Source organism: Methylobacterium sp. BTF04, assembly GCF_010692745.1.
Taxonomy (GTDB): domain Bacteria; phylum Pseudomonadota; class Alphaproteobacteria; order Rhizobiales; family Beijerinckiaceae; genus Methylobacterium.
The window spans coordinates 152,578-175,153 of record NZ_JAAHTB010000003.1 but is presented as its reverse complement, the minus strand read 5'-3'; the positions used below and the strand labels follow the sequence as shown (position 1 = coordinate 175,153).

Below are 22,576 nucleotides of genomic sequence, written 5' to 3'. Positions count from 1 at the left end.
GTACGGCCCCGGACACTCGAGCGAGTTGTCCGGCTGCCCCCATCTGTCGCGGTTACCTGAGAGCTTCTCCCATCGGCACGCGGCCTATGGGATTTCTCCTTCGGTGGACGCTGTTAGGCGCCTCTCTCCAGATTGTCGAAACGATACGGTGATTGTGCCTGAGAGTTTCCGGGGGTGGTTGCTCCGTCGGCGCCATGATCGACCTGAATCGATCTGGGCTCTCCCGTATCGCCATTGCTGACGAGTGAATTGGTCTCACGTTATTCAGCACAGTGCAAGACCGAGATTGAATAAGATGAGCGTGAGGGACCGGGACGGGGTCGATTCCCTGGCGCGGGAACCTCCGGGGATCGGGGCGGATTCCCGCTCCATGGCCCTCGCATCCGGACACGATCTCGCCGGCCCCCGCCCCCGGCGGACCCGCCCTTCCCACCATCCCGCCGATTCGGCACTGCACGACAAAGCGCTGGAGATCCATGCGCGGCTCTGCCCGGTCTACGGCTGCCCGATTCCGTATTTCCACAGCCTCGACCCGCTGAGCGAGCTGGTCTCGTCCCTGCTCTCGCACCGGACCCGCAACGCCGATTCGGGCCGGGCCTTCAAGGCGCTGCGGGCTCGCTATCCCGATTGGGCGGCCATGCGCGACGCCCCCGTCGCCGAGATCGAGGCGACCATCGCCGGCGTCACCTGGCCCGAGCTGAAGGCGCCGCGCATCCAGGCGGTCCTGCGCGCCATCGCCGAGCACCAGGGCGCGCTCTCCCTCGACTTCCTCAAGGATTTGTCGGTGGAGGAGGCCCGCGCCTGGCTCGAAGCGATTCCCGGAATCGGGCCGAAGACCAGCGCGGCGGTGCTGTCGTTCAGCCTCCTGCGGATGCCGGCGCTGCCGGTGGACAGCCACCACCACCGGGTGGCCCAGCGCACCGGGTTGATCGGGCCGAAGGTCGATGTCGGCCCGTCGCACCCGATCCTTCGGGCCCAGCTCCCCGCCGATTGGAGCGCGCAGGCGCTCTACGACAACCACGAGATCCTGATGCTGCACGGGCAGGCGATCTGCCACCCTCGCGCGCCCGCTTGCGCGACGTGCTTGCTCCTCGACCTCTGCCCCACGGGCCAGGCGCGGATGGGCGGAAGCGGAGCCGCTTGACCGCCCCCCATGCGACGTCCAGAAACCGGCCCTTGCGCCGCGGCGCAGACGGGCGCCGCGCGCGAGCGTGGGGTCGGATTTCCAAAACACCGTCCACGCCATTTCGGCACGTGAAGGACTACGCGCGATGACCGCGTTCAAGGAGTTGGTGTTCTCGGGCGTACAGCCCACGGGCAACCTGCATCTCGGCAATTATCTCGGTGCCATCAAGCGCTTCGTGGAGATGCAGGCGCGCGATGCGCAATGCCTCTACTGCGTCGTCGACATGCACGCGATCACCCTGTGGCAGGATCCGGCGGCGCTGAAGGGCCAGATCCGCGAGGTCACGGCCGCGTTCCTGGCCGCCGGCATCGACCCGAAACGCTCCATCGTCTTCAACCAGTCGCAGGTGCCGCAGCACGCCGAGCTCGCCTGGATCTTCAACTGCGTCGCCCGCCTCGGCTGGCTCAATCGGATGACCCAGTTCAAGGACAAGGCCGGCAAGGACCGCGAGAACGCCTCCATCGGGCTCTACGCCTATCCGGTGCTGATGGCCGCCGACATCCTGGCCTACCGCGCCACCCACGTGCCGGTGGGCGAGGACCAGAAGCAGCACCTCGAACTGACCCGCGACATCGCGCAGAAGTTCAACAACGACTTCGCCGGCTCCATCACCGCGCATGGCCACGATGCGGGCAATGGCTTCTTCCCGATCACCGAGCCGCTGATCGGCGGCCCGGCGGCCCGGGTGATGTCGCTGCGCGACGGCACCAAGAAGATGTCGAAGTCGGACGCGTCCGACAATTCGCGCATCAACCTCACCGACGATGCCGATGCCATCGCCAACAAGGTGCGCAAGGCTAAGACCGATCCGGAGGCCCTGCCCTCCGAGGTGGCCGGGCTTGTCGGGCGCCCCGAGGCCGACAATCTGGTGGGCATCTTCGCCGCCCTCAAGGACGTGACCCGCGAGGAGGTGCTGCGCGACTATGGCGGCGCGCAGTTCTCGCAGTTCAAGTGCGCGCTGGTGGAACTCGCCGTCGAGACCCTGGCGCCCCTGGGCGCCGAGATGAAACGCTTCGCCTCCGACCCCGCCGCGATCGACGCGGTGCTGGCCGAAGGCGCCGAGCGCGCCGAAGCCATCGCGGCCCCGACGCTGGACGCGGTCAAGGACATCGTCGGCTTCGTCCGGCGTGGGCCGCGGTTGCGGATGGTCTGAGCAAAAGGCCCGCTTCCCGCCTGCATGGCAGGCGGGAAGCGGGATCCGCGACTCAGCTCTCGCCGCGCGCCACCTGGGCCTCGTAGTCCGGCAGCGCGATCTGGCCTTCCTTGGCGACGCGGGCCTTGTCCTCGTCAGAGATCACGTCGCCGACCATGTCGAGGCGCTTCCACAGGGCGAGGGGGGTCTCCTTGTCGGGGGTCGGGACGTACTTGTTCTGCGCCACCTTCTGGTACTTGTGGATGTAGCGCGGACAATTGACCCAGGCCTTCGTGACCTCGACTTTCACGAGGTACTTGGCCTCCGTGTACTCGGCCATCAGCGGGTCGTCGCGCAGCATCCGGGCGTGGCCCTGGACGCGGACCCGGTGCGGGGTCTCGAAATCGATGAACAGCAGGCCGACCTTGGCCTGACTCTCGATGTTGCCCATCGAATACCACATGCCGTTGCCGTCGAAGCCGGGGAAGACCAGCGTGTGGGAATCGAGCACCTTCACGAAGCCGGGGCTGCCGCCCTTGTAGGACACGGTGGGCATGCCGTCGGGATCGACGGTGGACAAGAAGAACATGTCGCGGCTGCCGATGAAGGCCGCCTCGTCCGGGCCGACCTCGTCGTGGATCCAGCCGTTATCGAGACGCTCGGCGAGTTTGACGGTGTTGAACTCTTGCTGCAGCGCGCGATGCGCGTCGTGATAGAGCGATGCCAATGGGTGTCCTCCGCGGTTCGGCCGCTCTCGGGCGGGCAGCCGTTGGCGCGGATGATCGCGGGAAAAGCGCCGCACGACAACCGGCTTGAGCATTCAGCCCGGCAGGTCGGGTCAAATGCCCATGGAATACGCCGGACATGACGAAGCCGGCCCCACTCGCGCGAGGCCGGCTCCAGAGGCGCGGCGCGGCCGAGCGAAGCCCGGCCGCGAAACGGCACATAGTTCTTGGAGTCTCGTCAGTTCTTGGACTTGTCGACGAGGGCCTTCTCGGAGATCCACGGCATCATGCCGCGCAGCTTGGCGCCGACTTCCTCGATCGGGTGACGGGCGAGCTTGGCGCGGGTGGCCTTGAACGAGGTCTGGCCGACCTTGTTCTCGAGCATCCAGTCGCGGGTGAACTTGCCCGACTGGATGTCGTCCAGCACGCGCTTCATCTCGGCCTTGGTCTCGCTCGTGACGATGCGCGGGCCGGTGACGTATTCGCCGTACTCGGCGGTGTTGGAGATCGAGTAGTTCATGTTGGCGATGCCGCCCTCGTAGATGAGGTCGACGATGAGCTTCACTTCGTGCAGGCACTCGAAATAGGCCATCTCGGGGGCGTAGCCGCCCTCGACCAGGGTCTCGAAGCCGGCCTTGATCAGCTCGACGAGGCCGCCGCAGAGCACGGCCTGCTCACCGAACAGATCGGTCTCGCACTCTTCCTTGAAGGTGGTCTCGATGATGCCGGCGCGACCGCCGCCATTGGCCGAGGCGTAGGACAGGCCGAGGTCGTGGGCATTGCCCGAGGCGTCCTGCGCGATGGCGATCAGGGTCGGCACGCCGCCGCCCTTGAGGTATTCGCCGCGCACGGTGTGGCCGGGGCCCTTCGGGGCGACCATCAGCACGTCGAGATCCTTGCGGGGCTCGATCAGGTTGAAGTGCACGTTGAGGCCATGGGCGAACAGCAGGGCGGCGCCCTGCTTCATGTTGCCTTCGAGCGACTCCTTGTAGATGTCGCCCTGCAACTCGTCGGGGGTGAGCATCATCACCACGTCGGCCTGCTTGGCGGCGTCGGCGACGTTCATCACCGTGAAGCCCTCGTGCTCGGCCTTCTTGGCGGTGGCGGAGCCTTCGCGCAGGGCGATGACGATGCCCTTCACGCCGGAATCGCGGAGGTTCAGGGCGTGGGCATGGCCCTGGCTGCCGTAGCCGACGATGACGACCTTCTTGCCCTTGATCAGGTTGAGGTCGGCGTCACGATCGTAATAGACCCGCATGGCGGTACCTTCTCTTTTTAGAACATGAGTGCGCCCCGGCGCCCTCATCTGAAATGACATCCGCGCGGCCGTGCGATGGCCGGCTTTTAGCGAGACGATCCCCTTGACGGAAGGGGAATTGTCGCATGACCTTCACGCAGGGAGCCGAAGACCTTCGCGAGCGAACACCGTCTGCACCGCCGGGCGCTGCGCCATGGCGTGGGCATGCGCCGTCCAATGGGGGTAGCGCTCGGCCATGTCGAAGCCGAGTGCCGGGCCGCGACCCCAGGTCCAGAACAGCAGCAGGTAGGCATCGACCACGCTGTAGCGGTCTCCCAGCGCCCAACCGCCATTCGACAGCTTCACGTCGGTCAAGGTGAAGAGGTCGCCACAGGTATCGGCCGCCTTGGCCTGGATCGCCGGATAGGCGTCCTCGTCCGTGGTGTAGCGCTCGGGCCGCCGCACATGCGCGTAGGCGATGTGATGGTTCGTCGCCATCCAGGCGAGCCACTCGTCGGCCCGCGCCTGCTCATGGGGAGCCTCCGGCCACAGACCCGCCGCGGGCGCGATGCGGGCGATGTGGCGCAGGATCGCGGTGTTCTCGGTGAGCACCCAGCCGTCTTCCACCAGGGCCGGCACGCGGCCACGCTCGTTGATCGCCAGGTATTCCGGCGCGCGCTGATCCCCCTTCGCGAGGTCGAGGCGCACGCCTTCGAACGGCAGGCCGGCCTCCTCGAGCGCGATATGCGAGGCCAGCGAGCAGGCGCCGGGGGCGTAGTAGAGCGTCGTCATGAGGTTTCGTTCTCTTCAGCCGCGGTGTTGATTCTCACGTCGATCAAAGCAGGGGGTGCGCGTAGATTTCTGCAATGATCGAGGCCGGGAGCGGGTCGAGGGACAGGAGCCACAGGCATTGCCTTAAGGCTCCAGTCTCTCCCTCATCGCTCGCCTTCCGACTTCGCTCCGGCAGATCAGTCCCGCTGGCGAAGTTCCTTCACATCGCCTCCGCGCCGCGTCCCATCGCGGCGATTCCGGTGCGCGAGATCTCCACGAGGCCGATCACCGTCATCAGGCCGATGAAGCGGTCGATCTCCTCCGTCGTGCCGGTGACCTCGAACACGAAGGAATTCAGGGTCGCGTCCAGGGTCTTGGCGCCGAAAGCGGCGGCCAGGGTGAGCGATTCGGCGCGGTGCTCGCCGGTGCCCTGCACCTTCACCAGGCAGAGCTCGCGCTCCAGCGCCCGGCCCTGAAGGGTCAGGTCGACGACCCGGTGGACGGGGACGAGCCTGTCGAGCTGCGCCTTGATCTGCTGGATCACCGCGTCGGTGCCGGTGGTGACGATGGTGATGCGCGAGATGTGGCGCGCCACCTCGGTCTCGGACACCGTCAGGCTCTCGATGTTGTAGCCGCGTCCCGAGAACATGCCCGAGATGCGGGCGAGCACGCCGGGCTCGTTGTCGACGATCACCGCGAGGGTGTGCCGGTTGATGGGCTCGACCCGGCCGGCATCGGGGTAATGAGTGTTCATCGCGTTCATGGCTTGCCCCAGTTCCAACTCTTAGCAACGACTTTTCGATTACCCGCCCAGTCGGGTCCAAGCTGGACCCGTTCCAAGCGTCATGATACCGCGCCGCCCATGGACAGTCGCCAGCGCACGCTCGCCGCCGTAAGGCCCTACGGCCGGACCGGCGTCGAACTCGGGCCCCTCGACCGGCCCCTCGTGCGCCGCAGCGATGGCGACGTCCTCTATGCCGACCATCTCTCGACGGAAGGCCTCGCCCGCAAATACGCCGGCCATGCCGCCGCCGGTCCGACGGCGCGCGGTGCCCTCGTCGCCGTCGACCTCGTCCTCGAACACCAGACCCTGGCCCAGGCTCTCGGTGACCGCGGGCCGGTCGACTACATCGTCGCCTCGCACGTGATCGAGCACCTGCCCGATCCGGTGGGCTGGCTCAACGCCTGCGCCGAGGCCCTGCGCGAGGACGGCGTGCTGTTCCTCGCCGTACCCGACAAGCGCTTCAGCTTCGACCGCATGCGCAGTCTCACCACCACCGGCGACCTCGTCGGCGCCCATCTCGCCAAGGCCGTGCGGCCGAGCCCGGCCCAGGTGTTCGAGCACTTTTCGCGCGCGGTTCAGGTCGATCCGCGTGCGGTGTGGGCCGGCACCGGAACGACCGCGCCCCTGTTCGAGGGCCATGGCCCGGCGGCGGGTTTCACCCAGGCCAGCCTCGTGCAGGAGGTCGGTGCGGTGTTCGACGTCCATTGCAGCGTCTTCACCCCCGACAGCTTCCTGGCGGTGTTCGCCGAGATCGTCGCGATCGGCCTGATCCCGTTCGAGATCGTCGAACTGACACCGACGCAATCCGGAGAGCTCGAGTTCTTCGTGCTCCTGCGCAAACGCTCCGGCGCGAGTCCGGCCGAGCGCGCCGCCGCGACGCCGATGCCCGATCCGGCCGCCCCGCGCCCGTCCGCGCCGGGCTGGCGCGGCCGGATCACCCGGCTGCGCCCGGCCCGCGTGGGGCGCTGACGGACGCCAGGACATCCGGGCGCCCTCCCCGAGGCGGTGTCAGACCAGCATCTTGCCCTCTTCCGAGATGACGTCGCCGATCTCGACCCCGGTCTCGCCGAGGTAATCCGACAGGATCATCTCGTTGTGGGCCTTGCCCGACGGGATCATCGGGAAGCAGTTCTCCTTCTTGTCGACGACGCAGTCGAAGATCACCGGGCCGTCGTGATCGAGCATCTCCTGGATCGCGGCGTCGAGTTCGCCGGGCTTGTCGCAGCGGATGCCCTTGGCGCCGTAGGCTTCGGCCAGCTTGACGAAGTCGGGCAGGCTTTCGGAGTAGCTCTGCGAGTAGCGCGAGCCGTGCAGCAGCTCCTGCCACTGGCGGACCATGCCCATGTACTCGTTGTTCAGGATGAAGATCTTCACCGGCAGGCGGTACTGCACGGCGGTGGACATCTCCTGGATGTTCATCAGGATCGAGGCCTCGCCGGCGATGTCGATGACGAGTCCGTCCGGATGGGCGAGCTGCGTGCCGATGGCCGCCGGCAGGCCGTAGCCCATGGTGCCGAGGCCGCCCGAGGTCATCCAGCGGTTCGGCTCGTCGAACTTGAAGTACTGGGCCGCCCACATCTGGTGCTGGCCGACCTCGGTGGTGATGTAGGTCTCCCGGCCCTTGCACGCCTCGTAGAGGCGCTGGACGGCGTATTGCGGCTTGATGATCGTGCCCGACGGCCAGTAGGCGAGACAGTCGCGCGACTTCCAGGTGCGGATCTTGCCCATCCACTCCTCGAAGCGGCTCTGGTCCGGCCGCGTCGGCAACGCCTTCCAGGCGGTGAGCATGTCTTCGAGGACCGAGCCGCAATCGCCGACGATGCCGACATCGACCTTCACGACCTTGTTGATCGAGGAGGCGTCCACGTCGATGTGGATCTTCTTCGAGAACGGCGAGAACGCGTCGAGGCGTCCGGTGATGCGGTCGTCGAACCGCGCACCGATGCAGACCATCACGTCGCAATCGTGCATCGCGTGGTTGGCCTCAAAGGTGCCGTGCATGCCGAGCATGCCGAGGAACTGCTCGTTCGAAGCCGGGAAGGCGCCGAGCCCCATCAGGGTCGAGGTCACCGGGAAGCCGGTCTCGGCGGCGAGCTCGCGCAGCAGCGCCGAGGCATGCGGACCCGAATTGATGACGCCGCCGCCGGTGTAGAGGATCGGCCGGCGCGCCGTCGCCATCAGCTCGACGGCCGCCTGGATCTGCGCGGCGTCGCCCTTGAAGGCGGGGCGGTAGGTCTTGTGGCCGTTCTGGGTGGGGCGCTCGTAGAGGCCGCTGGCGAACTGGATGTCCTTGGGCAGATCGATGACCACCGGGCCGGGACGTCCGTTCGCCGCGACGTAGAACGCTTCGTGCAGGATGCGCGGCAGGTCCTCGATCGATTTGACGAGGTAATTGTGCTTCGTGCAGTGGCGCGTGATGCCGACCGTGTCGCATTCCTGGAACGCGTCGGTGCCGATCAGGTGCGTCGGCACCTGGCCGGTGATGCAGACGAGCGGGATCGAATCGAGCAGCGCATCGGTCAGGCCGGTGACGATGTTGGTGGCACCCGGGCCCGAGGTGACGAGGACGCAGCCGACCTTGCCCGACGAGCGCGCATAGCCCTCTGCCGCGTGGACCGCACCCTGCTCATGGCGCACGAGGATGTGCTTGACGGCCTCCTGATGGAAGAGCGCATCGTAGATCGGCAGCACCGCACCGCCCGGATACCCGAACAGCGTGTCGACACCCTGATCCTGAAACGCCCGGATGACCATTTCGGCCCCGGTCATGACCTCGCCGCTCATCGCTTGTGCTCCTCGAACTGGAATCGAATCCCGTGTCAAACGTCTCGTCGCGGCAACAAAAAAGGGCCCCGAGGGACCCTGCATGCGCCACCGTTCGGATTGCGGACCCTGCTGTCAGGTCCGCCCCGTTGGTGGCGCTTCCGTTACGATAAGGATGGCGGACATGGACTGAATTCTTGGCCTGTTCGCCCGCCGGTGTGACGGGTCGAAAATCGTGTCGGTCGTCATAGCGAGCCGGGCATCGCCGGTCAACATGCATCGCCGAAGCAGATCGCAGAAAAATCGCGGTGTGCGCGTCGGCGTGAAAAACATCGCAGCGAGCAAAAACATCGCCGCCGAGGCCGGAATCGGGTTTGCCCGACATCCCCCTCGCGCCTTATCTCAGTCGTCGAGACTGCCATCTCCGAGTCGGGTCTTCGTCTCCACGCCAAATCTTCGAACCGGCTGCCGATACCGGCATTCCGTCGCACCGCCCGAGGACGTGCCCCTGTCCGAGACCACGGCCTATCTCCTCCTCGACGTGGCAGGCACGCCCTGCGCCCTCGCCCGCTCCGCGTTGAGCGAGGTGTTGCCGCTGCCGCGCCTCCATCAGCCACCGGCGGGCGGAGGGCCGCTCGCGGGATTCCTCAACCTCGGCGGCGTGCCGGTGCCGGTGGTCGACCTCGCCCGGCTGCTCGGCCTGCGCGGACCGGCAGAACCGACCGGCGACGATCCCTATCGTCACCTCGTCCTGTCCGCCGACCGTGCGATGGCGTTCCTGGTCGACCGGGCGGACGATCTCGTGCGTGTGGCCGACGCGTCGGTCCGACCGGTCCCGGAAGCCCGCACCCTCAATGGCTGCGTCGTGGGTGAGATCGTCGGCCCGAAGGGGCTGGTGCACCTCCTGAGCCTGCCACGCCTGCTCACCGCGGAGGAGCGCCTGCGTCTCGCCGACCTCACCCGCGCGGCGGCAGACCGGCTCTCGGCCCTCGCCGATGCGCCCGCCGCATGAGCCGGGTCGCACGCCCATGACGCGTCCGCTGCGGCGTGGTCCCGAGACCGATCCGGGGTTCGCGGACCTGAAGGCGCGGGTCATCGCGCGCACCGGCCACCATTACTACAGCGACAAGGACGACCTGCTGTTCGACCGCCTGCACAAGCGCTTCAAGGCGTGCGGGCTGCCCGATTGCACCGCCTATCTGGCGCATCTCGGCGGGGCTGCCACGGGAGCCGCCGAGTGGGCGGCCCTGGAGGCGGAGATCACCATCGGCGAGACGTTCTTCTTTCGCTATGCCGAGCAATTCGCGGCCCTGCGCACCACCATCCTGCCCGGCCTGATCGCGGCGCGGGCGGCCAAGCGCACCCTGACGATCTGGAGCGCGGGCTGTTCCACCGGGGCCGAGCCCTACTCCATCGCCATCCTGCTGCACGAACTCCTCGGTTCGGCCCTGCCGGAGTGGCGCATCGCCATCACCGGCACCGACATCAGCGTCGAGGCACTCGCCACTGCCCGCGTCGGCACCTATGGCCGCTGGGCCCTGCGCACCATGCCTACGGAGGAACGGCTGCGCTATTTCCACGTCGGCGCCGCCCTGCCGGGGCCGGGCCGCGAAGGCACCTACACCCTGCGCCCCGAATTCCACCGGATGGTGCGCTTCGAGCAGCAGAACCTGATGGGGCTGATCGACGGCACCGCACCGCCGCAGCTGGCCGGGTTCGATCTCATCCTGTGCCGCAACGTGCTGATCTATTTCCAGGCCGAGGCCGTACTCGGCATCGTGCAGGGTCTCGGCCGCCGCCTGAAGCCCGATGGCTGGCTGCTCATCGGCCATGCCGAGCCCAACCCCGATTTCGCCCGCTCGCTGGATCCGGTGAACCTGCCCGGCACCGTCGCCTATCGTCCGCGCTCCGCCCCGGAGGTCGTGCTCCCGCCCGCACCGGTGCCGGTCTGGGCTCCCGCATTGCCGCCCGCCGCGCCGCCCATACCGGAGCCCGCCCCCATTGCGGTTCACCTCCCCGATCCGCTCCCCGTCGCGCAAGCCCCGGACCTCGACCTCGCGCAGATCCGCGCCCTGGCCGATGCCGGCGAGACCGGCGAGGCCTGGCGCCGGGTCCGGGCGGCGATCGGCCTGGCGCCGATGGAAGCGGCCCTGCATTACTATGACGGCCTCCTCGCCCACAGCCTCGGACGCGCGGCGGAAGCCGAACGGTCGTTGCGCGGCGCGCTCTATCTCGATCGCGATTTCGTCATGGCCCATTACCAGCTCGGCCTTCTCCTGATCGCCCTCGGCCGACCGGCCGAGGCCGGCCGCGCCCTCGACAATGCGACCCGCCTCGGCCTCGCCCTTGCCCCGGACGCGATCGTCCCCGAAGGCGACGGGCTCGGGGGGCGGGAACTCGCCGAGAGCGCTGCCTTGGCCCGCGCCGGCCTGCGCGAGGGAGCCACCGGATGACGAAGGAAGAGCGCATGACGTCGTCGCCGGATGCGGAATCCGCCCGCCGCGAGGCCCTTCTCGACGCACGGGCGGCGGCGCTCGCCATCCGGGGCCACACCACGGCGCGGATCGCCGAGACGCAGCCGTTCCTGATCTGCACCTGCGGCGACGATCGCTACGGCTTGGCGCTCGCCAGCGTGGCCCAGGTGCTGCCGGGCCGGCCTTGCACCGCCGTGCCGGGTGGGCCGCCGGCCCTCCTCGGCATCGTCGCGCTGTCGGGCCGGGTGGTCAGCGTGCTCGCGCTCGCCCCGGCTCTGGGCCGCCTGTCGGGCGCGGCACCGGAAACCGGCCATTTCGTCGTCCTGCGCGGCGGGCCGATCCTGGTGGCGCTCGCCGTCGATCGTGTGGTGGGTGTGATCCAGGCCGCCGATTCGTCGGGCCCCAATCCCGGCTTCGACCTCGCCGGCTTGGGGGCAGAGGCGGTTTCGGGCTATGCCCCCGGCGAGATCGCCCCCGTCCCCGCCGACGCGGGCGAGGCCGGCTTCGTTGTCGTCGACGTGCCGCGCCTTCTGCGGCGCTATTGTCCCTGAGCCCCCCTTATCCCTGAGCCTCTTGTTGGAGCGCCGAGCCAGCCCGTGTCGATGTCCATCGGAAAACGCATCCTCCTCGGCTTCGTCGCCATCACCGTGGTGATCATGGCGCTCGGCCTCTACGCGCTCGACCAGATCGGCGCCGTGCGCGACAACATGAACACCATCGTCGCCCGCGACCTGACGGTGGCGCGCCAGCTCGACGACCTCGGCAACAAGACCCGCGACATGGGTCTCCTGCGGCGCAACGCGGTGATCGCGTCACTGATGCGCAACCGCCCGGATTCGGAGCAGAGCGAGACCATCGAAACCTGGCGCCGGATCGGTCAGGAGGCGGATGCGCTCTTCGGCGACGTGGTCCGGACCACGGAAGCCTATTCCAGCACGGCACCGTCCCCGGCACGTGCGCTGATCTGGAAGAAGCTGGCCGATACCGCCTCCACCGCGACGAACGGCTTCCGGCAGCTGCGCGCGGCCACGGAGCCGCAATTCGCCTCCATCGCGGCCAAGGACGTCGACGCGATCGAGTCCCGCAACGCGGCGCTCAACCGGATGCAGGATGCGCTCCTGCGCGACATCGAGCGCACCCGCGACGTCCTCGACGAGGGCATCGCCGCCGGTCAGCGCAGGTCCACCGAGATTTATGACCGCAGCCTGTGGTCCATCGTGGCCACCCTCGCCGCGAGCGTCCTGCTCAGCATCATCGTCACCGCCCTGATTCGCCGCGGGGTGGTCAAGCCGCTCGAAGAGGTGATGGCGTTTGCCGAGCGTGTCGGCAGCGGCGACCTTTCCGGGACCCTCGACGCCAAGGGCGGCGACGAGATCGGCCGCCTTGGTCGCACGCTCAACGCCATGGTGTCGGGGCTGGCCGACCTCGCCCGCACCAACCGCGCCGCCACCGCCGACCTCAATGCGGCGGCGGCCGAGATCCGCGCCTCCGCCCAGGAGCAGGCGGCCAGCGTCGAGGAGCAGTTCGCCGCCGTGCAGGAGACCGCGGCCACGGTGGACGAGATCACCCATTCGGGCGCCCAGATCGGCAAGCGTGCCGGCGAGGTGATCGCCACCGCCCAATCCACCGCGCAGACCTCGCGGGCCGGTCTCAGGGCCGTGGCCGATACGGCGCGCGCCATGGAATCGATCCGCGAGCAGGCCGAGGCGGTGGCCGGCAACATCGTGGCGCTCTCGGAAAAGACGCAGGCGATCGGCGACATCATCACCACCGTCAACGACATCTCGGAGCGCACCCATCTGCTCGCGCTCAACGCCGCCATCGAAGCCGCGGCGGCCGGCGAGAGCGGGCGGAGCTTTGCCGTCGTCGCATCGGAGATGAAGCTGCTGGCCGATCAGGCCAAGGCCGCGACCGGGCAGGTCCGCACGATTCTCGGCGAGATCCAGCGCGGCATCAACACCTCGGTGATGCTCACCGAGGAGGCGGTGAAGCGCGCCGCCGCCGGCAAGGCGCGGTCGGACACCACCCAGCGGACCATCGAGGAAATCACCGCGCGGGTCGACGAGAGCGTCCAGACCTTCCAGCAGATCGTCGCCTCCACCAACCAGCAGCAGCTCGGCATCGAGCAGGTGATGGGTGCGCTCCAGAACATCCGGCAGGCGAGCCAGCAGACGGCGGCCGGCACCCGCGAGGTCGAAGCGGCCTCGGCCAACCTCACCGAACTCGCCCAGGCGCTGATGGCGTTGGCCGAGCGCTATCGCCATTGACGCTTTTTGCCACTCGAACGGGCTTTTCGCGCATGACAACAGCATGGTTAACGCGTGACTTAAGACCGTTTCCGCATGTGCGGGACCGGTCTTAAGTCACAGGCACCGCACCCTCCGGATGGACATCCGCCAACTCCTTCTCGCGGCCTTCGAGGTCGAGCATCGCGAGCATATCGACGCGATCCGCGCAGCCCTGTCCGGGGCTACTGACGGACGCGTACCCGACTGGAACGACGTGTTTCGCCGGGCACACAGCCTGAAGGGCGCCTCGCGCGCCGTCGACCTGCCGCAGGTCGAGGCGGTGGCCCACCGGTTGGAAGCCCTGTTCGAGCGGATCGTCGCCCGGGCCGACACGCCCGGGCGCGAGGCGGTGAGCGCCGTCCATCTCGCCCTCGACCGGATCGAGGCCTATGTCGCCGGCCTGCAGGACGGGGCCGGGCCGGATATGCCGGGCGACGTGCTCGCCGCCCTCGACCGCTGCCTCGTGCCGGCATCGCCATCCGAGCCCGAACCGGCCGCCGTGGCGACACCCGTTTCCCCTCCCCGGTCGGACATCGGCCAGGATACCGGCAAACCGGCCCCGGCCGCACCGCCCGTCCCGGAGCCGGTGGTCGACGCCGCCCAGGCGCTCCTGCGCATCCCCGCCGAGGCGGTGGAGGCGCTGACGCGGGCCACCCACGAATTGGCGACCGCGCTCGGCGGCGAGGCCGCGGTGGCGGACGGCCTCGATCGCCTCGGCCGCCGCGCCGCCGCACTCGCGCTCACGGCCGAGCGCCTGCGCGGCCTCTCCGCAAGGCCAGGCGGCGACCGAATCGGTCCCGACGCCTTCGATGCCGATCTGCGCGGTGTCGAGGCGGGGCTCCTCGGCCTCGCCCGAGACGCCGCCGACCTGTCGCGGATGCGGGCGAGCGTCGCCTCCATCGTCGACGGGGCCGCGGCCCGCGTATCCGGTGAGGCCGAGCGCCTCGCATTGGTGCCCGCCGAGACGGTGTTCGGCGGCTTTCCCCGCGCCTTGCGCGAGCTCGCCCGCGAGGCCGGCCGCGAGATCGACGTGAGCGTGCGCGGGCTCGACCTGCCGGTGGATCGCGGCATGCTGCAGGCCCTGAAGGACGCGGTGCTGCATGCCCTGCGCAATGCGCTCAGCCACGGGGCCGAATCGCCCGAGATCCGGGGCCGCCAGGGCAAGCCCCTGGCCTTGACCATCGCGCTGGAGATCGCGGTCCGGGGCGGCCGTCTCCAGGTTGCCGTGGAGGATGACGGGCGCGGGCCCGATCTGTCGGCCATCGCCGAGACCGCGCGGCGCCGCGGCCTCCTGGCCGCCGGCATCGAGCTCGAGCCGGAGGCACTCCTCGCTTTGGTCTTCGAGCCCGGCTTCTCCACCGCGGCCTCCGTCGACACGCTGTCCGGACGCGGCATCGGCCTGTCGGTGGTGGCCGATGCGGTGCGGCGGCTCGGCGGCACCGTGCGCCTCGCCCCGCGCGCGCCGTGGGGGACGGTTCTCGCCATGGACCTGCCGCTATCGGCCGCCCGGCGCGCGCTCCTCCTCGTCGAGGTCGGCAGCGCCGTCTACGCGCTGCCGAGTGCGGCGGCCGAGCGCCTGCTGCGCCTCGACCGCTCCGGCCTCGACACCGTCATGGGCCGCCCCGTCGCCCGGATCGCGACCGCCGATGGCCAGAGTGTCAGCGTACCGGTCCTCGATCTGCGCACGCTCCTCGGCACGCCGGACGGCAGCCGGCCGGAGGCCACCGGATACCTCACCGCGATCCTGCTGCGGGCCGGCGGCCGGCGCATCGTGCTGGCGGTGGATACATTGCGCGACGTGTCCACCTACCGCGTCCTGCCTGCGCCGCCGATCGGTGGCGTGTCCGGCCTCGTCTCCGGCACCGTGATCCTGCCCGGGGAGCGTCCGGCCCTGGTGCTCGACCCGGAGGGCCTGATCGCCCGCGCCGCCGAGATCGGCGGCCATGCTCTCGGCAGCGGCCCCGCGGCACCGACGCCCACGGGGGCGGGCGGAACGATTGCAGGGGCGCCACGTTCGCCGCAGCGCACGACGATCCTCGTCGTTGACGATTCCATCACCACGCGGACGTTGGAGAAGGGCATCTTGGAAGCCGCCGGCTACCGCGTCGTCGTCTGCGTCGACGGCCAGGATGCGCTCGATCGTCTGCGCGCCGGCATCGAGGCCGTGGATCTCGTGGTCGCCGATGTCGAGATGCCGCGCCTCGACGGCTTCGGCCTGCTCAAGGCGCTGCGGGCCGAGGCCGCCTTCGCCCGGCTGCCGATCATCCTCATGACCTCGCGCGGGGATGCCGAAGACGTGGCGCGCGGCCTCGATCTCGGGGCGGACGCCTATCTGACCAAGCAGAAGTTCGACCAGCGCCAGCTCCTCGACACCATCGGGCAATTGTTGTGACCGAGACCGACCGAGACGCCCGTCAGGATACCCGCGTACGGGTGATGCTCGTCGAGGATTCCCTCGTCGTGCGCCAACTCCTCATCCACATCGTCGGCCGCGACCCGCGCCTGACGGTGGTGGCTGCCGTCGCCTCGGGCGAGGAGGCATTGGCCACCCTCGCCACGGCGCGGCCGGACGTGATCTCCATGGATATCCGCCTGCCCGGTATCGACGGCCTAGAGACCACCCGGCGCATCATGGCCGAGCGGCCGACTCCGATCGTGGTGGTGGCCGACGCCATCGAGGATTCGTCCCTGCGGATCTCCATGAACGCCCTGCGCGCCGGTGCGCTCTCGGTGGTGGAGAAGCCGGTGGCGACCACCCATGCGGGCTATGACGCCGTGGCGACCGAAATCTGCACGCAGCTGCGGATCATGGCCGCCGTCCCGGTGATCCGGCGGCGGCCGATCGGGGCGGAATGGGCCGGCCGCGTCGCCGGCTCCACCATCTCTGCCTCCAGCGCACCGACCTTCGCCTGGACGAAGGCCGAGCCGCCGAGCGTGTTGGCGGTGGCCGCCTCCACCGGCGGCCCGCCGGCCCTGGCAAAGGTCATCGGTGGCCTTCCCACCACCTTTCCGCTCCCGATCCTGGTGGTCCAGCACATGGGGCCGGCCTTCATGGAAGGGTTCGCCGCCTGGCTGAACGGGGTCGTCGCGCTGCCGGTGGCGCTGGCCCGCGATGGCGAGCGGGCGGAAGCCGGCCGGGTCTACGTGGCGCCGGGTGACCGGCACCTCGAACTCTCCGGCGGCGGAATCCTGCGCATCTCGGATGCCGCGCCGATTTCCGGGCAGCGGCCGGCGGCCACCGCCCTGTTCCGCTCGCTCGCCCGTCATGCCGGTCGGCGCGGCATCGGCGTTCTTCTCACCGGCATGGGCGAGGATGGCGCCACCGGTCTCCTCGACATGCGCAACGCCGGCGCCGTCACCGTGGCCGAGGACGAGAGCACCGCCGTGGTGTTCGGCATGCCAGCCGCGGCGATCCGCATGGCGGCGGCGGGCGCCATCCTGCCGCTCGACCGCATCGCCGCCCATCTCGGGCGGATCGCCGTGCCGGAACCGCGGCCATGATTGATGCCGCCCCTGTCCTCGCCGTGCCGCCGCACCTCCTCCTGGTGGAGGATTCCGAGACCCAGGCCCTGGAACTACGCCTGCTCCTCGAAGGCCATGGCTTCGCGGTGGAGCGCTGTGCCACCGCGGAGGCGGCGCTCGATCACCTGAACACCCGGCTGCCCGATCTTGTGGTGGCGGACCACCACCTGCCGGGCATGAACGGCGACGAGTTCGCGCGCCAGCTCCGCCTGTCGCTGCGCACCCGGGCCCTGCCGCTCCTGATGCTCACCGGCGCCCGCGACGGCGAGCGGCAGGGGCTCGAGAGCGGGGCGGATGCCTACGTCGCCAAATCCGCCGATCGCGACATCCTCATCCTGCGCATCCGCGCGCTCCTGCGCGAGCGCGCCGGCCAGAGCGACGGTCCCGGAATCTCGGCCTTCCGGCGCGGCCGCGTCCTCGTGGTCGATGGCAGCGCCACCTATCGCACCTTCCTCGCCGGGCTCCTCGCGCATGAGGGCCACGAAGTCGCCACCGCCGACACCGCCACCGCGGCCCTGGCCGCCCTCGACGCAACCGACGCCGCCTTCGATTGCGTCACACTCGATCTGCTCGGGACCGCCTATGACGGGCTCGACCTGTGCCGGGCGATCAACCAGCGTCGGACGACCGCATTGGCCGCCCGCGAGGCCGGGGCGCCGACCTTCCAGGTGGTCGCCATCGCCGGCAGCAACCCGACCAAGGATTTTCTGGTGGAGGCCTTCGCGGCCGGCGCCGACGACGTGGTCTCGAAGGCCGATGGCGAGGTCCTGGTGATGCGGGTGCGCAGCCTCGTGCGCCGCAAGCTCCTCGAAGAGGACAATCGGCGCATCGCCGGGGAATTCGGCGCCCGCGAACGCGCCCTGGAACGGGCCCGCGGCGAGGCCGAGGCAGCCGAGGCCCGTGCCGCCCTGGCCGGCGCCCTGGAGCGCGCCAATGCCGACTTGGCCACCGCCAACCGCAAGCTCACCGATGCGCAGACCAAGCTGGTCCAGGCCGCCAAGATGGCCTCACTGGGCGAACTCGTCGCCGGCATCGCCCACGAGATCAACAACCCGCTGGCCTTCATCCTCGCCCACCAGAGCACGGTGGAGCGCCTGCTCACCGAAGTCGTCGCGGCGCCCGACGGAAGCGACGGACCGCGCCTGCTCAAGAAATGCGGCGACCGGGTCGGCGCCATGCGGATGGGGCTCACCCGCATCCAGGACCTCGTGCTGAACCTGCGCAAGTTCTCCCGTCTCGACGAAGGCGAGCGCGGCCTCGTCAACGTCCCCGACGCTATCGAGACGGTACTCGCCCTGATCCAGCACAAGCTCGGCGACCGGATCGGGGTGATCCGTGCCTTCGACGGAAGGCCCGAGATCCGGTGCACCCCGGCCCTGCTCGATCAGGTGGTGATGAACATCCTCGGCAACGCCGCCGACGCGATGCCCGGGACCGGCACCATCACCATCGTCACGCAGAGCCATCCGGATACGGACATCATCCGCATCAGCGATACCGGCCCGGGCGTTCCCGAAGGGTTGCGGGAAAAGATCTTCGAGCCGTTCTTCACCACCAAGCCCGTGGGCGCCGGCACCGGCTTGGGCCTCGCGATTGCCTACTCTGTGGTACAGGCGCATAGCGGCTCGCTCAGCGTCGAGGCCGCTCACGGGGGCGGCGCCTGCTTCGTCATCGGTATCCCACGGCAAGCGATGTGAGCATGTCCAAAGGCACGATCCTGGCCGTCGATGACGAGCCGGATATCCTGATCGCCCTCGAAGACCTGTTCGAGGACGAGTATCGCGTCCTCACCACCACCAAGCCCGCCGAGGCGCTGCAGATTCTGGCGGCCGAGCCCGACATCGCCGTCATCGTCTCCGACCAGCGCATGCCCGGCATGACCGGCGACGCGATGCTGGCCCAGGCGCGGGGCATGCACGACGCCCAGGCGATCCTGCTGACCGGCTATGCCGATATGAGCGCGGTGATCGCCGCCCTCAACCAGGGCGGCATCACCGGCTACGCCACCAAGCCCTGGGACGCGACGCTGCTGCGTAACGCCGTGCGCCAGGCCTTCGAGCGGCACCGGCTCGGGCGTGATCTCGCCACCGAGCGTGCGCTGCTCCTCGGCCTCCTCGACCATGCCGAGGACCCGATCTCGTTCAAGGACGCGCAGGGCCGGTTCGTGCGGCTCAACGCCCGCAAGGCGGCCCAGTTCGGGCGCTCCGTCGCCGAATGCCTCGGACGCACGGAACCGGAGCTTGCCGGGGCGGAGGCGGCCGGAGCCACAATGCTGGCCGATACGGCGGCCATCGCCGCCGGCGAAACCTCCGACATGACCACCGCGCAAGGTCCGGTGGGAGCCGAGCGCTGGAGCCACGTGGTCCGCGTGCCGATCCGCGGTCCATCGGGCGCAGTTGCCCATCTGGCGACGGTGGAGCGCGATATCACCGAGCAGAAATCCCTCGAGGCGCGCCTGCGCCAGTCCGACAAGATGCAGGCACTCGGCACGCTGGCCGGCGGCATCGCCCACGACTTCAACAACCTGCTCACCGCGATCCTCGGCAGCCTCGAACTCGCCAGCCCCCGGATCGCCGACCAGCCGCGGGTCCTGCGCCTCGTCACCAACGCGATGCAGGCGGCCCAGCGCGGCGCCTCGCTGACCAAGCGCCTGCTCAGCTTCAGCCGCTCGCGTGACCTGCGGCCGCGCGCCGTCGACGTGAACGACCTCATCGCCGGCATGGACGAATTGCTGGCGGGTAGCCTCGGCGGCCTCGTCGGAATCGCGACCCGGCTCGATCCGGCAGCCCCCTCGGCCGAGGTCGATCCCGACCAGCTCGAACTCGCGATCCTCAACCTCTGCATCAATGCGCGCGACGCGATGCCGGAGGGCGGGACCATCACCATCACCACCCGTACCCTGGCGACGCTCGACGACCCGGACCTCGCCGACGGCGATTATGTGGTGGTGGAGATCGCCGATACCGGAACCGGCATTCCGCCAGAAATCCTCCAGCGGGTCTGCGAGCCGTTCTTCACGACGAAATCCCTCGGCCAGGGCACCGGCCTCGGGCTCGCCATGGTGTTCGGGCTCGCCCAGCAATCCGAGGGGCGGCTGCGCATCGCGAGCGAAGTCGGCTGCGGGACCCGGGTCGAGCTACTGCTGCCGCAGGTGGCCGAGGCCCATCCGAGCGAAACCGTATCGGTGGCCGCCGCCCTGCCCGCCTCGCGCGCGGCCAGGATTCTCGTGGTCGACGACGATGCCGAGGTACGGCACGTGACCGCGTCGTTCCTCGCCAGCTTCGGCTACAGCCAGAGCGAGGCGGCCGACGGCGCCACCGCCGTGGGCCTGCTCGAAGGCGGCGGCTTCGACCTCGTCGTCGCCGATCTCGCCATGCCGGGGATGAGCGGCGTCGAACTCGCCGAGATCGTGCGCCGGCGCTGGCCCGACCTGCCGGTGCTCATCGTCACCGGCCATGCCGAGGCGATTCCGATCCCGGCCGATCTGCCGGTTTTGCGCAAACCGTTCCAGTCCGCCGACCTGGCGGCCCAGGTCTCGCGCCTGATCACGCCGGCGGCCTGACCGCCGGGCGGCCGGCGCTGCCCGGGATCGGGCTACTCGCCGGCCTCGGATGGGCCTGCATTGACGGCGACGCACATCTTCACCGCCTCCTCGAGCTTGATGTCGCCCGGATTGCCGATATTGGCCGTCTCTTCGAGGCACTTGATGAAGTAGTTGCGATCGAGGCCCGGAGAGAGCGCGGAGAACGCCTTGCCCATGCGGGTGGCGAAATCGACCTTCTCCTCCGTCGTCGCGCGGGGCCAACGGCCGACCTTGTCGTCCATCGTCAGCTTAGCGGCCTGGGCCGTACCGACAACGCCGACTATCGAGAATAATAAGACAGCGATAAACCTTTGCATCGAACGACCTATCCAGAGTGAAGATCAGTCGATGGTAGTGCGGATGCAGGGCGAGAAAAGAAAAAGGCGGCCCTAAAGGCCGCCTTTTCAATCGTTGCGAGCTTAGAAAGCTCTCAGGCCACTTCGACGATCTGCGAGGGACCGGAATCCTTGCCGCGGGCCTCGACGTCGCGATCGACGAACTCGATCACGGCGAGCGGGGCGTTGTCGCCGTAGCGGAAGCCGGCCTTCATGATGCGGCAGTATCCGCCCGGACGCGCAGCGTAGCGCGGGCCGATGACGGCGAAGAGCTTGCGAACCATGTCGTGGTCGCGGATCTGCGACATGGCGAGACGGCGCGCATGCAGCGAATCGATCTTGCCGAGGGTGATCAGCTTCTCGATGACCGGACGCAGATCCTTGGCCTTCGGCAGCGTGGTGATGATCTGCTCGTGCTTGATCAGCGCGGCGGACATGTTGGCGAACATCGCCTTGCGGTGTTCGGTGGTGCGGTTGAAGCGACGACCGCGAAATCCATGACGCATGTTGGCTGGTCCTTATCTGATGGCCGCCGTGCCACGGTACGGCCAAGCGCCCCGAGGGGCTGTTCATTCCGCATGACCCCGCGGCGGGATTCCTTGGGGAGTCCGCGTCACGCGAACCCCCGCTATGTCAGCCAGACGAACGGCGGCGAGGCGCGCCGAAACGTTCAGCCCAAGCCGGTTTCGGCCTAGTAGTGCTCTTCGAAGCGCTTGGCGAGATCTTCGATGTTCTCCGGCGGCCAGCCGGGGATGTCCATGCCGAGGTGGAGACCCATGGCGGCGAGGACTTCCTTGATCTCGTTGAGCGACTTGCGGCCGAAGTTCGGGGTCCGCAGCATCTCGCCCTCGGACTTCTGAATGAGATCGCCGATGTAGACGATGTTGTCGTTCTTCAGGCAGTTCGCCGAACGGACCGACAGCTCGAGCTCGTCGACCTTCTTGAGCAGGGCCGGGTTGAAGGGGAGCTGCGGCGCGAGCGGCTGCGCCTCTTCCTTGCGGGGCTCCTCGAAGTTCACGAACACCTGGAGCTGATCCTGGATGATGCGTGCGGCGTAGGCGAGCGCGTCCTCCGGCGAGATCGCGCCGTTGGTCTCGATCGTCATCGTCAGCTTGTCCTTGTCGAGATCCTGGCCCTCACGGGTGGTCTCGATGCGGTAGGACACCTTGGTGACCGGCGAGAACAGGGCGTCCACCGGGATCAGGCCGATGGGCGCGTCCTCGGGACGGTTGTGCTCGGCGGGGACGTAGCCCTTGCCGGTGGCGACGGTGAATTCCATGCGGATCTCGGCGCCGTCGTCGAGGGTGCAGATCACCAGGTCGGGGTTGAGGATCTGGACGTCGCCCACCGTGCCGATGTCGCCGGCCGTAACCGTGCCGGGGCCGGTCTTGCGCAGGGTGAGGCGCTTGGGGGCCTCGGTCTGCGAGCGGATGGCGATGGTCTTGATGTTGAGGACGATGTCGGTCACGTCCTCACGCACGCCGGGGATCGACGAGAATTCGTGCAGGACGCCGTCGATCTGCACCGAGGTCACGGCCGCGCCCTGGAGCGACGAGAGCAGCACCCGACGCAGCGAGTTGCCGAGCGTGGTGCCGAAGCCGCGCTCGAGGGGCTCGGCGACGACGGTGGCGACCCGCTTGGGGTCGTGACCGGTCGAGACCTGGAGCTTGTTGGGCTTGATGAGCTCTTGCCAGTTCTTCTGAATGACCACGATGCTACCTCTCGCAAGATCGGCGCGGTCCACGGCGGTGGTCCACGCTCAGGTCGGTGATGCTG

19 protein-coding genes and 1 riboswitch are annotated in these 22,576 nt (G+C 68.9%); of the genes, 11 read left to right on the top strand and 8 right to left on the bottom strand.

What is annotated here, in order from left to right:
• Positions 1 to 33 precede the first annotated feature (33 nt).
• Positions 34 to 141, bottom strand: a riboswitch (glycine riboswitch).
• A 229-nt stretch (positions 142 to 370) separates the two neighbouring features.
• Both G3T14_RS03455 and trpS read left to right on the top strand, forming a co-directional pair.
• Positions 371 to 1,144 carry a Fe-S cluster assembly protein HesB gene (locus G3T14_RS03455; RefSeq protein ID WP_163640049.1) on the top strand — a complete coding sequence of 258 codons (774 nt, stop codon included), beginning with the start codon at positions 371 to 373 and terminating at the stop codon, positions 1,142 to 1,144.
• Between the two features lie 127 nt (positions 1,145 to 1,271).
• Entirely contained in the window at positions 1,272 to 2,339 is a 1,068-nt protein-coding gene (gene trpS / locus G3T14_RS03450; protein WP_163640047.1) for a tryptophan--tRNA ligase, read from the top strand.
• Positions 2,340 to 2,391: 52 nt separating this feature from the next.
• Here the strand turns inward: trpS and G3T14_RS03445 are convergent, their stop codons facing one another.
• The 4 genes from G3T14_RS03445 to ilvN all read right to left on the bottom strand — a co-directional run bounded on the left by G3T14_RS03445 (position 2,392) and on the right by ilvN (position 5,814).
• Positions 2,392 to 3,045, bottom strand: a complete 654-nt coding sequence (locus G3T14_RS03445; protein ID WP_163640045.1) for a pyridoxamine 5'-phosphate oxidase family protein — start codon at positions 3,043 to 3,045, stop codon at positions 2,392 to 2,394.
• A gap of 236 nt (positions 3,046 to 3,281) precedes the next feature.
• A complete protein-coding gene (gene ilvC, locus G3T14_RS03440) occupies positions 3,282 to 4,301 on the bottom strand; it encodes a ketol-acid reductoisomerase (RefSeq protein ID WP_163640043.1) in 1,020 nt (339 codons plus the stop codon).
• 132 nt (positions 4,302 to 4,433) lie between these two features.
• On the bottom strand, positions 4,434 to 5,072 hold the full coding sequence (locus G3T14_RS03435) for a glutathione S-transferase N-terminal domain-containing protein (protein ID WP_163640041.1): 639 nt from the start codon (positions 5,070 to 5,072) through the stop codon (positions 4,434 to 4,436).
• A 199-nt stretch (positions 5,073 to 5,271) separates the two neighbouring features.
• A complete protein-coding gene (ilvN, locus tag G3T14_RS03430; protein WP_163640039.1) occupies positions 5,272 to 5,814 on the bottom strand; it encodes an acetolactate synthase small subunit in 543 nt (180 codons plus the stop codon).
• Positions 5,815 to 5,913: 99 nt separating this feature from the next.
• On the opposite strand from ilvN, the gene G3T14_RS03425 reads away from it, so the two are divergent.
• On the top strand, positions 5,914 to 6,804 hold the full coding sequence (locus tag G3T14_RS03425) for a methyltransferase domain-containing protein (protein ID WP_163640030.1): 891 nt from the start codon (positions 5,914 to 5,916) through the stop codon (positions 6,802 to 6,804).
• Between the two features lie 39 nt (positions 6,805 to 6,843).
• Here the strand turns inward: G3T14_RS03425 and G3T14_RS03420 are convergent, their stop codons facing one another.
• Positions 6,844 to 8,619, bottom strand: coding sequence for an acetolactate synthase 3 large subunit (locus G3T14_RS03420; protein ID WP_163640028.1), 1,776 nt, complete (start codon positions 8,617 to 8,619; stop codon positions 6,844 to 6,846).
• 481 nt (positions 8,620 to 9,100) lie between these two features.
• Here G3T14_RS03420 and G3T14_RS03415 point away from each other — a divergent pair, with 481 nt between their 5' ends.
• The 8 genes from G3T14_RS03415 (at position 9,101) to G3T14_RS03380 (ending at position 20,444) form a co-directional block, all read left to right on the top strand.
• Positions 9,101 to 9,610 carry a chemotaxis protein CheW gene (locus tag G3T14_RS03415; RefSeq protein ID WP_348645202.1) on the top strand — a complete coding sequence of 170 codons (510 nt, stop codon included), beginning with the start codon at positions 9,101 to 9,103 and terminating at the stop codon, positions 9,608 to 9,610.
• Between the two features lie 16 nt (positions 9,611 to 9,626).
• A complete protein-coding gene (locus G3T14_RS03410; protein WP_163640026.1) occupies positions 9,627 to 11,051 on the top strand; it encodes a protein-glutamate O-methyltransferase CheR in 1,425 nt (474 codons plus the stop codon).
• Positions 11,048 to 11,623 (top strand): chemotaxis protein CheW, encoded by a 576-nt coding sequence (locus G3T14_RS03405; protein ID WP_246732884.1) that lies wholly within the window; start codon positions 11,048 to 11,050, stop codon positions 11,621 to 11,623. The genes G3T14_RS03410 and G3T14_RS03405 overlap by 4 nt, the downstream gene beginning before the upstream one ends.
• Positions 11,624 to 11,674: 51 nt before the next feature.
• Entirely contained in the window at positions 11,675 to 13,339 is a 1,665-nt protein-coding gene (locus G3T14_RS03400) for a methyl-accepting chemotaxis protein (RefSeq protein WP_204262609.1), read from the top strand.
• Positions 13,340 to 13,457: 118 nt separating this feature from the next.
• Positions 13,458 to 15,752: a response regulator gene (locus G3T14_RS03395; protein WP_163640022.1), complete on the top strand. Its 2,295-nt coding sequence runs from the start codon at positions 13,458 to 13,460 to the stop codon at positions 15,750 to 15,752.
• 44 nt (positions 15,753 to 15,796) lie between these two features.
• Positions 15,797 to 16,861 carry a chemotaxis-specific protein-glutamate methyltransferase CheB gene (gene cheB / locus G3T14_RS03390; RefSeq protein ID WP_163640155.1) on the top strand — a complete coding sequence of 355 codons (1,065 nt, stop codon included), beginning with the start codon at positions 15,797 to 15,799 and terminating at the stop codon, positions 16,859 to 16,861.
• A complete protein-coding gene (locus G3T14_RS03385) occupies positions 16,858 to 18,579 on the top strand; it encodes a response regulator (RefSeq protein ID WP_163640020.1) in 1,722 nt (573 codons plus the stop codon). The genes cheB and G3T14_RS03385 overlap by 4 nt, the downstream gene beginning before the upstream one ends.
• 2 nt (positions 18,580 to 18,581) lie before the next feature.
• Complete coding sequence (locus G3T14_RS03380) at positions 18,582 to 20,444, top strand: response regulator (RefSeq protein ID WP_163640018.1); 1,863 nt, start codon at positions 18,582 to 18,584, stop codon at positions 20,442 to 20,444.
• A 32-nt stretch (positions 20,445 to 20,476) separates the two neighbouring features.
• Here the strand turns inward: G3T14_RS03380 and G3T14_RS03375 are convergent, their stop codons facing one another.
• The 3 genes from G3T14_RS03375 to G3T14_RS03365 form a co-directional block, all read right to left on the bottom strand.
• The gene (locus G3T14_RS03375; RefSeq protein ID WP_163640016.1) at positions 20,477 to 20,707 is read right to left on the bottom strand and encodes a hypothetical protein; all 231 of its coding nucleotides are present in this window, start codon (positions 20,705 to 20,707) and stop codon (positions 20,477 to 20,479) included.
• A gap of 188 nt (positions 20,708 to 20,895) precedes the next feature.
• Positions 20,896 to 21,306: a 50S ribosomal protein L17 gene (rplQ, locus tag G3T14_RS03370; protein ID WP_163640015.1), complete on the bottom strand. Its 411-nt coding sequence runs from the start codon at positions 21,304 to 21,306 to the stop codon at positions 20,896 to 20,898.
• 185 nt (positions 21,307 to 21,491) lie between these two features.
• A complete protein-coding gene (locus G3T14_RS03365; RefSeq protein WP_163640013.1) occupies positions 21,492 to 22,511 on the bottom strand; it encodes a DNA-directed RNA polymerase subunit alpha in 1,020 nt (339 codons plus the stop codon).
• Between the last annotated feature and the right edge of the window lie 65 nt (positions 22,512 to 22,576).

Coding starts and splice junctions, on each gene's coding strand:
- G3T14_RS03400 (WP_204262609.1), top strand. CDS start 11,675: ATGTCCATCGGAAAACGCATCCTCCTCGGCTTCGTCGCCATCACCGTG.
- rplQ (WP_163640015.1), bottom strand. CDS start 21,306: ATGCGTCATGGATTTCGCGGTCGTCGCTTCAACCGCACCACCGAACAC.
- ilvC (WP_163640043.1), bottom strand. CDS start 4,301: ATGCGGGTCTATTACGATCGTGACGCCGACCTCAACCTGATCAAGGGC.
- cheB (WP_163640155.1), top strand. CDS start 15,797: ATGCTCGTCGAGGATTCCCTCGTCGTGCGCCAACTCCTCATCCACATC.
- G3T14_RS03420 (WP_163640028.1), bottom strand. CDS start 8,619: ATGAGCGGCGAGGTCATGACCGGGGCCGAAATGGTCATCCGGGCGTTT.
- G3T14_RS03375 (WP_163640016.1), bottom strand. CDS start 20,707: ATGGACGACAAGGTCGGCCGTTGGCCCCGCGCGACGACGGAGGAGAAG.
- G3T14_RS03435 (WP_163640041.1), bottom strand. CDS start 5,072: ATGACGACGCTCTACTACGCCCCCGGCGCCTGCTCGCTGGCCTCGCAT.
- G3T14_RS03405 (WP_246732884.1), top strand. CDS start 11,048: ATGACGAAGGAAGAGCGCATGACGTCGTCGCCGGATGCGGAATCCGCC.
- G3T14_RS03385 (WP_163640020.1), top strand. CDS start 16,858: ATGATTGATGCCGCCCCTGTCCTCGCCGTGCCGCCGCACCTCCTCCTG.
- ilvN (WP_163640039.1), bottom strand. CDS start 5,814: ATGAACGCGATGAACACTCATTACCCCGATGCCGGCCGGGTCGAGCCC.
- G3T14_RS03455 (WP_163640049.1), top strand. CDS start 371: ATGGCCCTCGCATCCGGACACGATCTCGCCGGCCCCCGCCCCCGGCGG.
- G3T14_RS03395 (WP_163640022.1), top strand. CDS start 13,458: ATGGACATCCGCCAACTCCTTCTCGCGGCCTTCGAGGTCGAGCATCGC.
- G3T14_RS03410 (WP_163640026.1), top strand. CDS start 9,627: ATGACGCGTCCGCTGCGGCGTGGTCCCGAGACCGATCCGGGGTTCGCG.
- G3T14_RS03380 (WP_163640018.1), top strand. CDS start 18,582: ATGTCCAAAGGCACGATCCTGGCCGTCGATGACGAGCCGGATATCCTG.
- trpS (WP_163640047.1), top strand. CDS start 1,272: ATGACCGCGTTCAAGGAGTTGGTGTTCTCGGGCGTACAGCCCACGGGC.
- G3T14_RS03425 (WP_163640030.1), top strand. CDS start 5,914: ATGGACAGTCGCCAGCGCACGCTCGCCGCCGTAAGGCCCTACGGCCGG.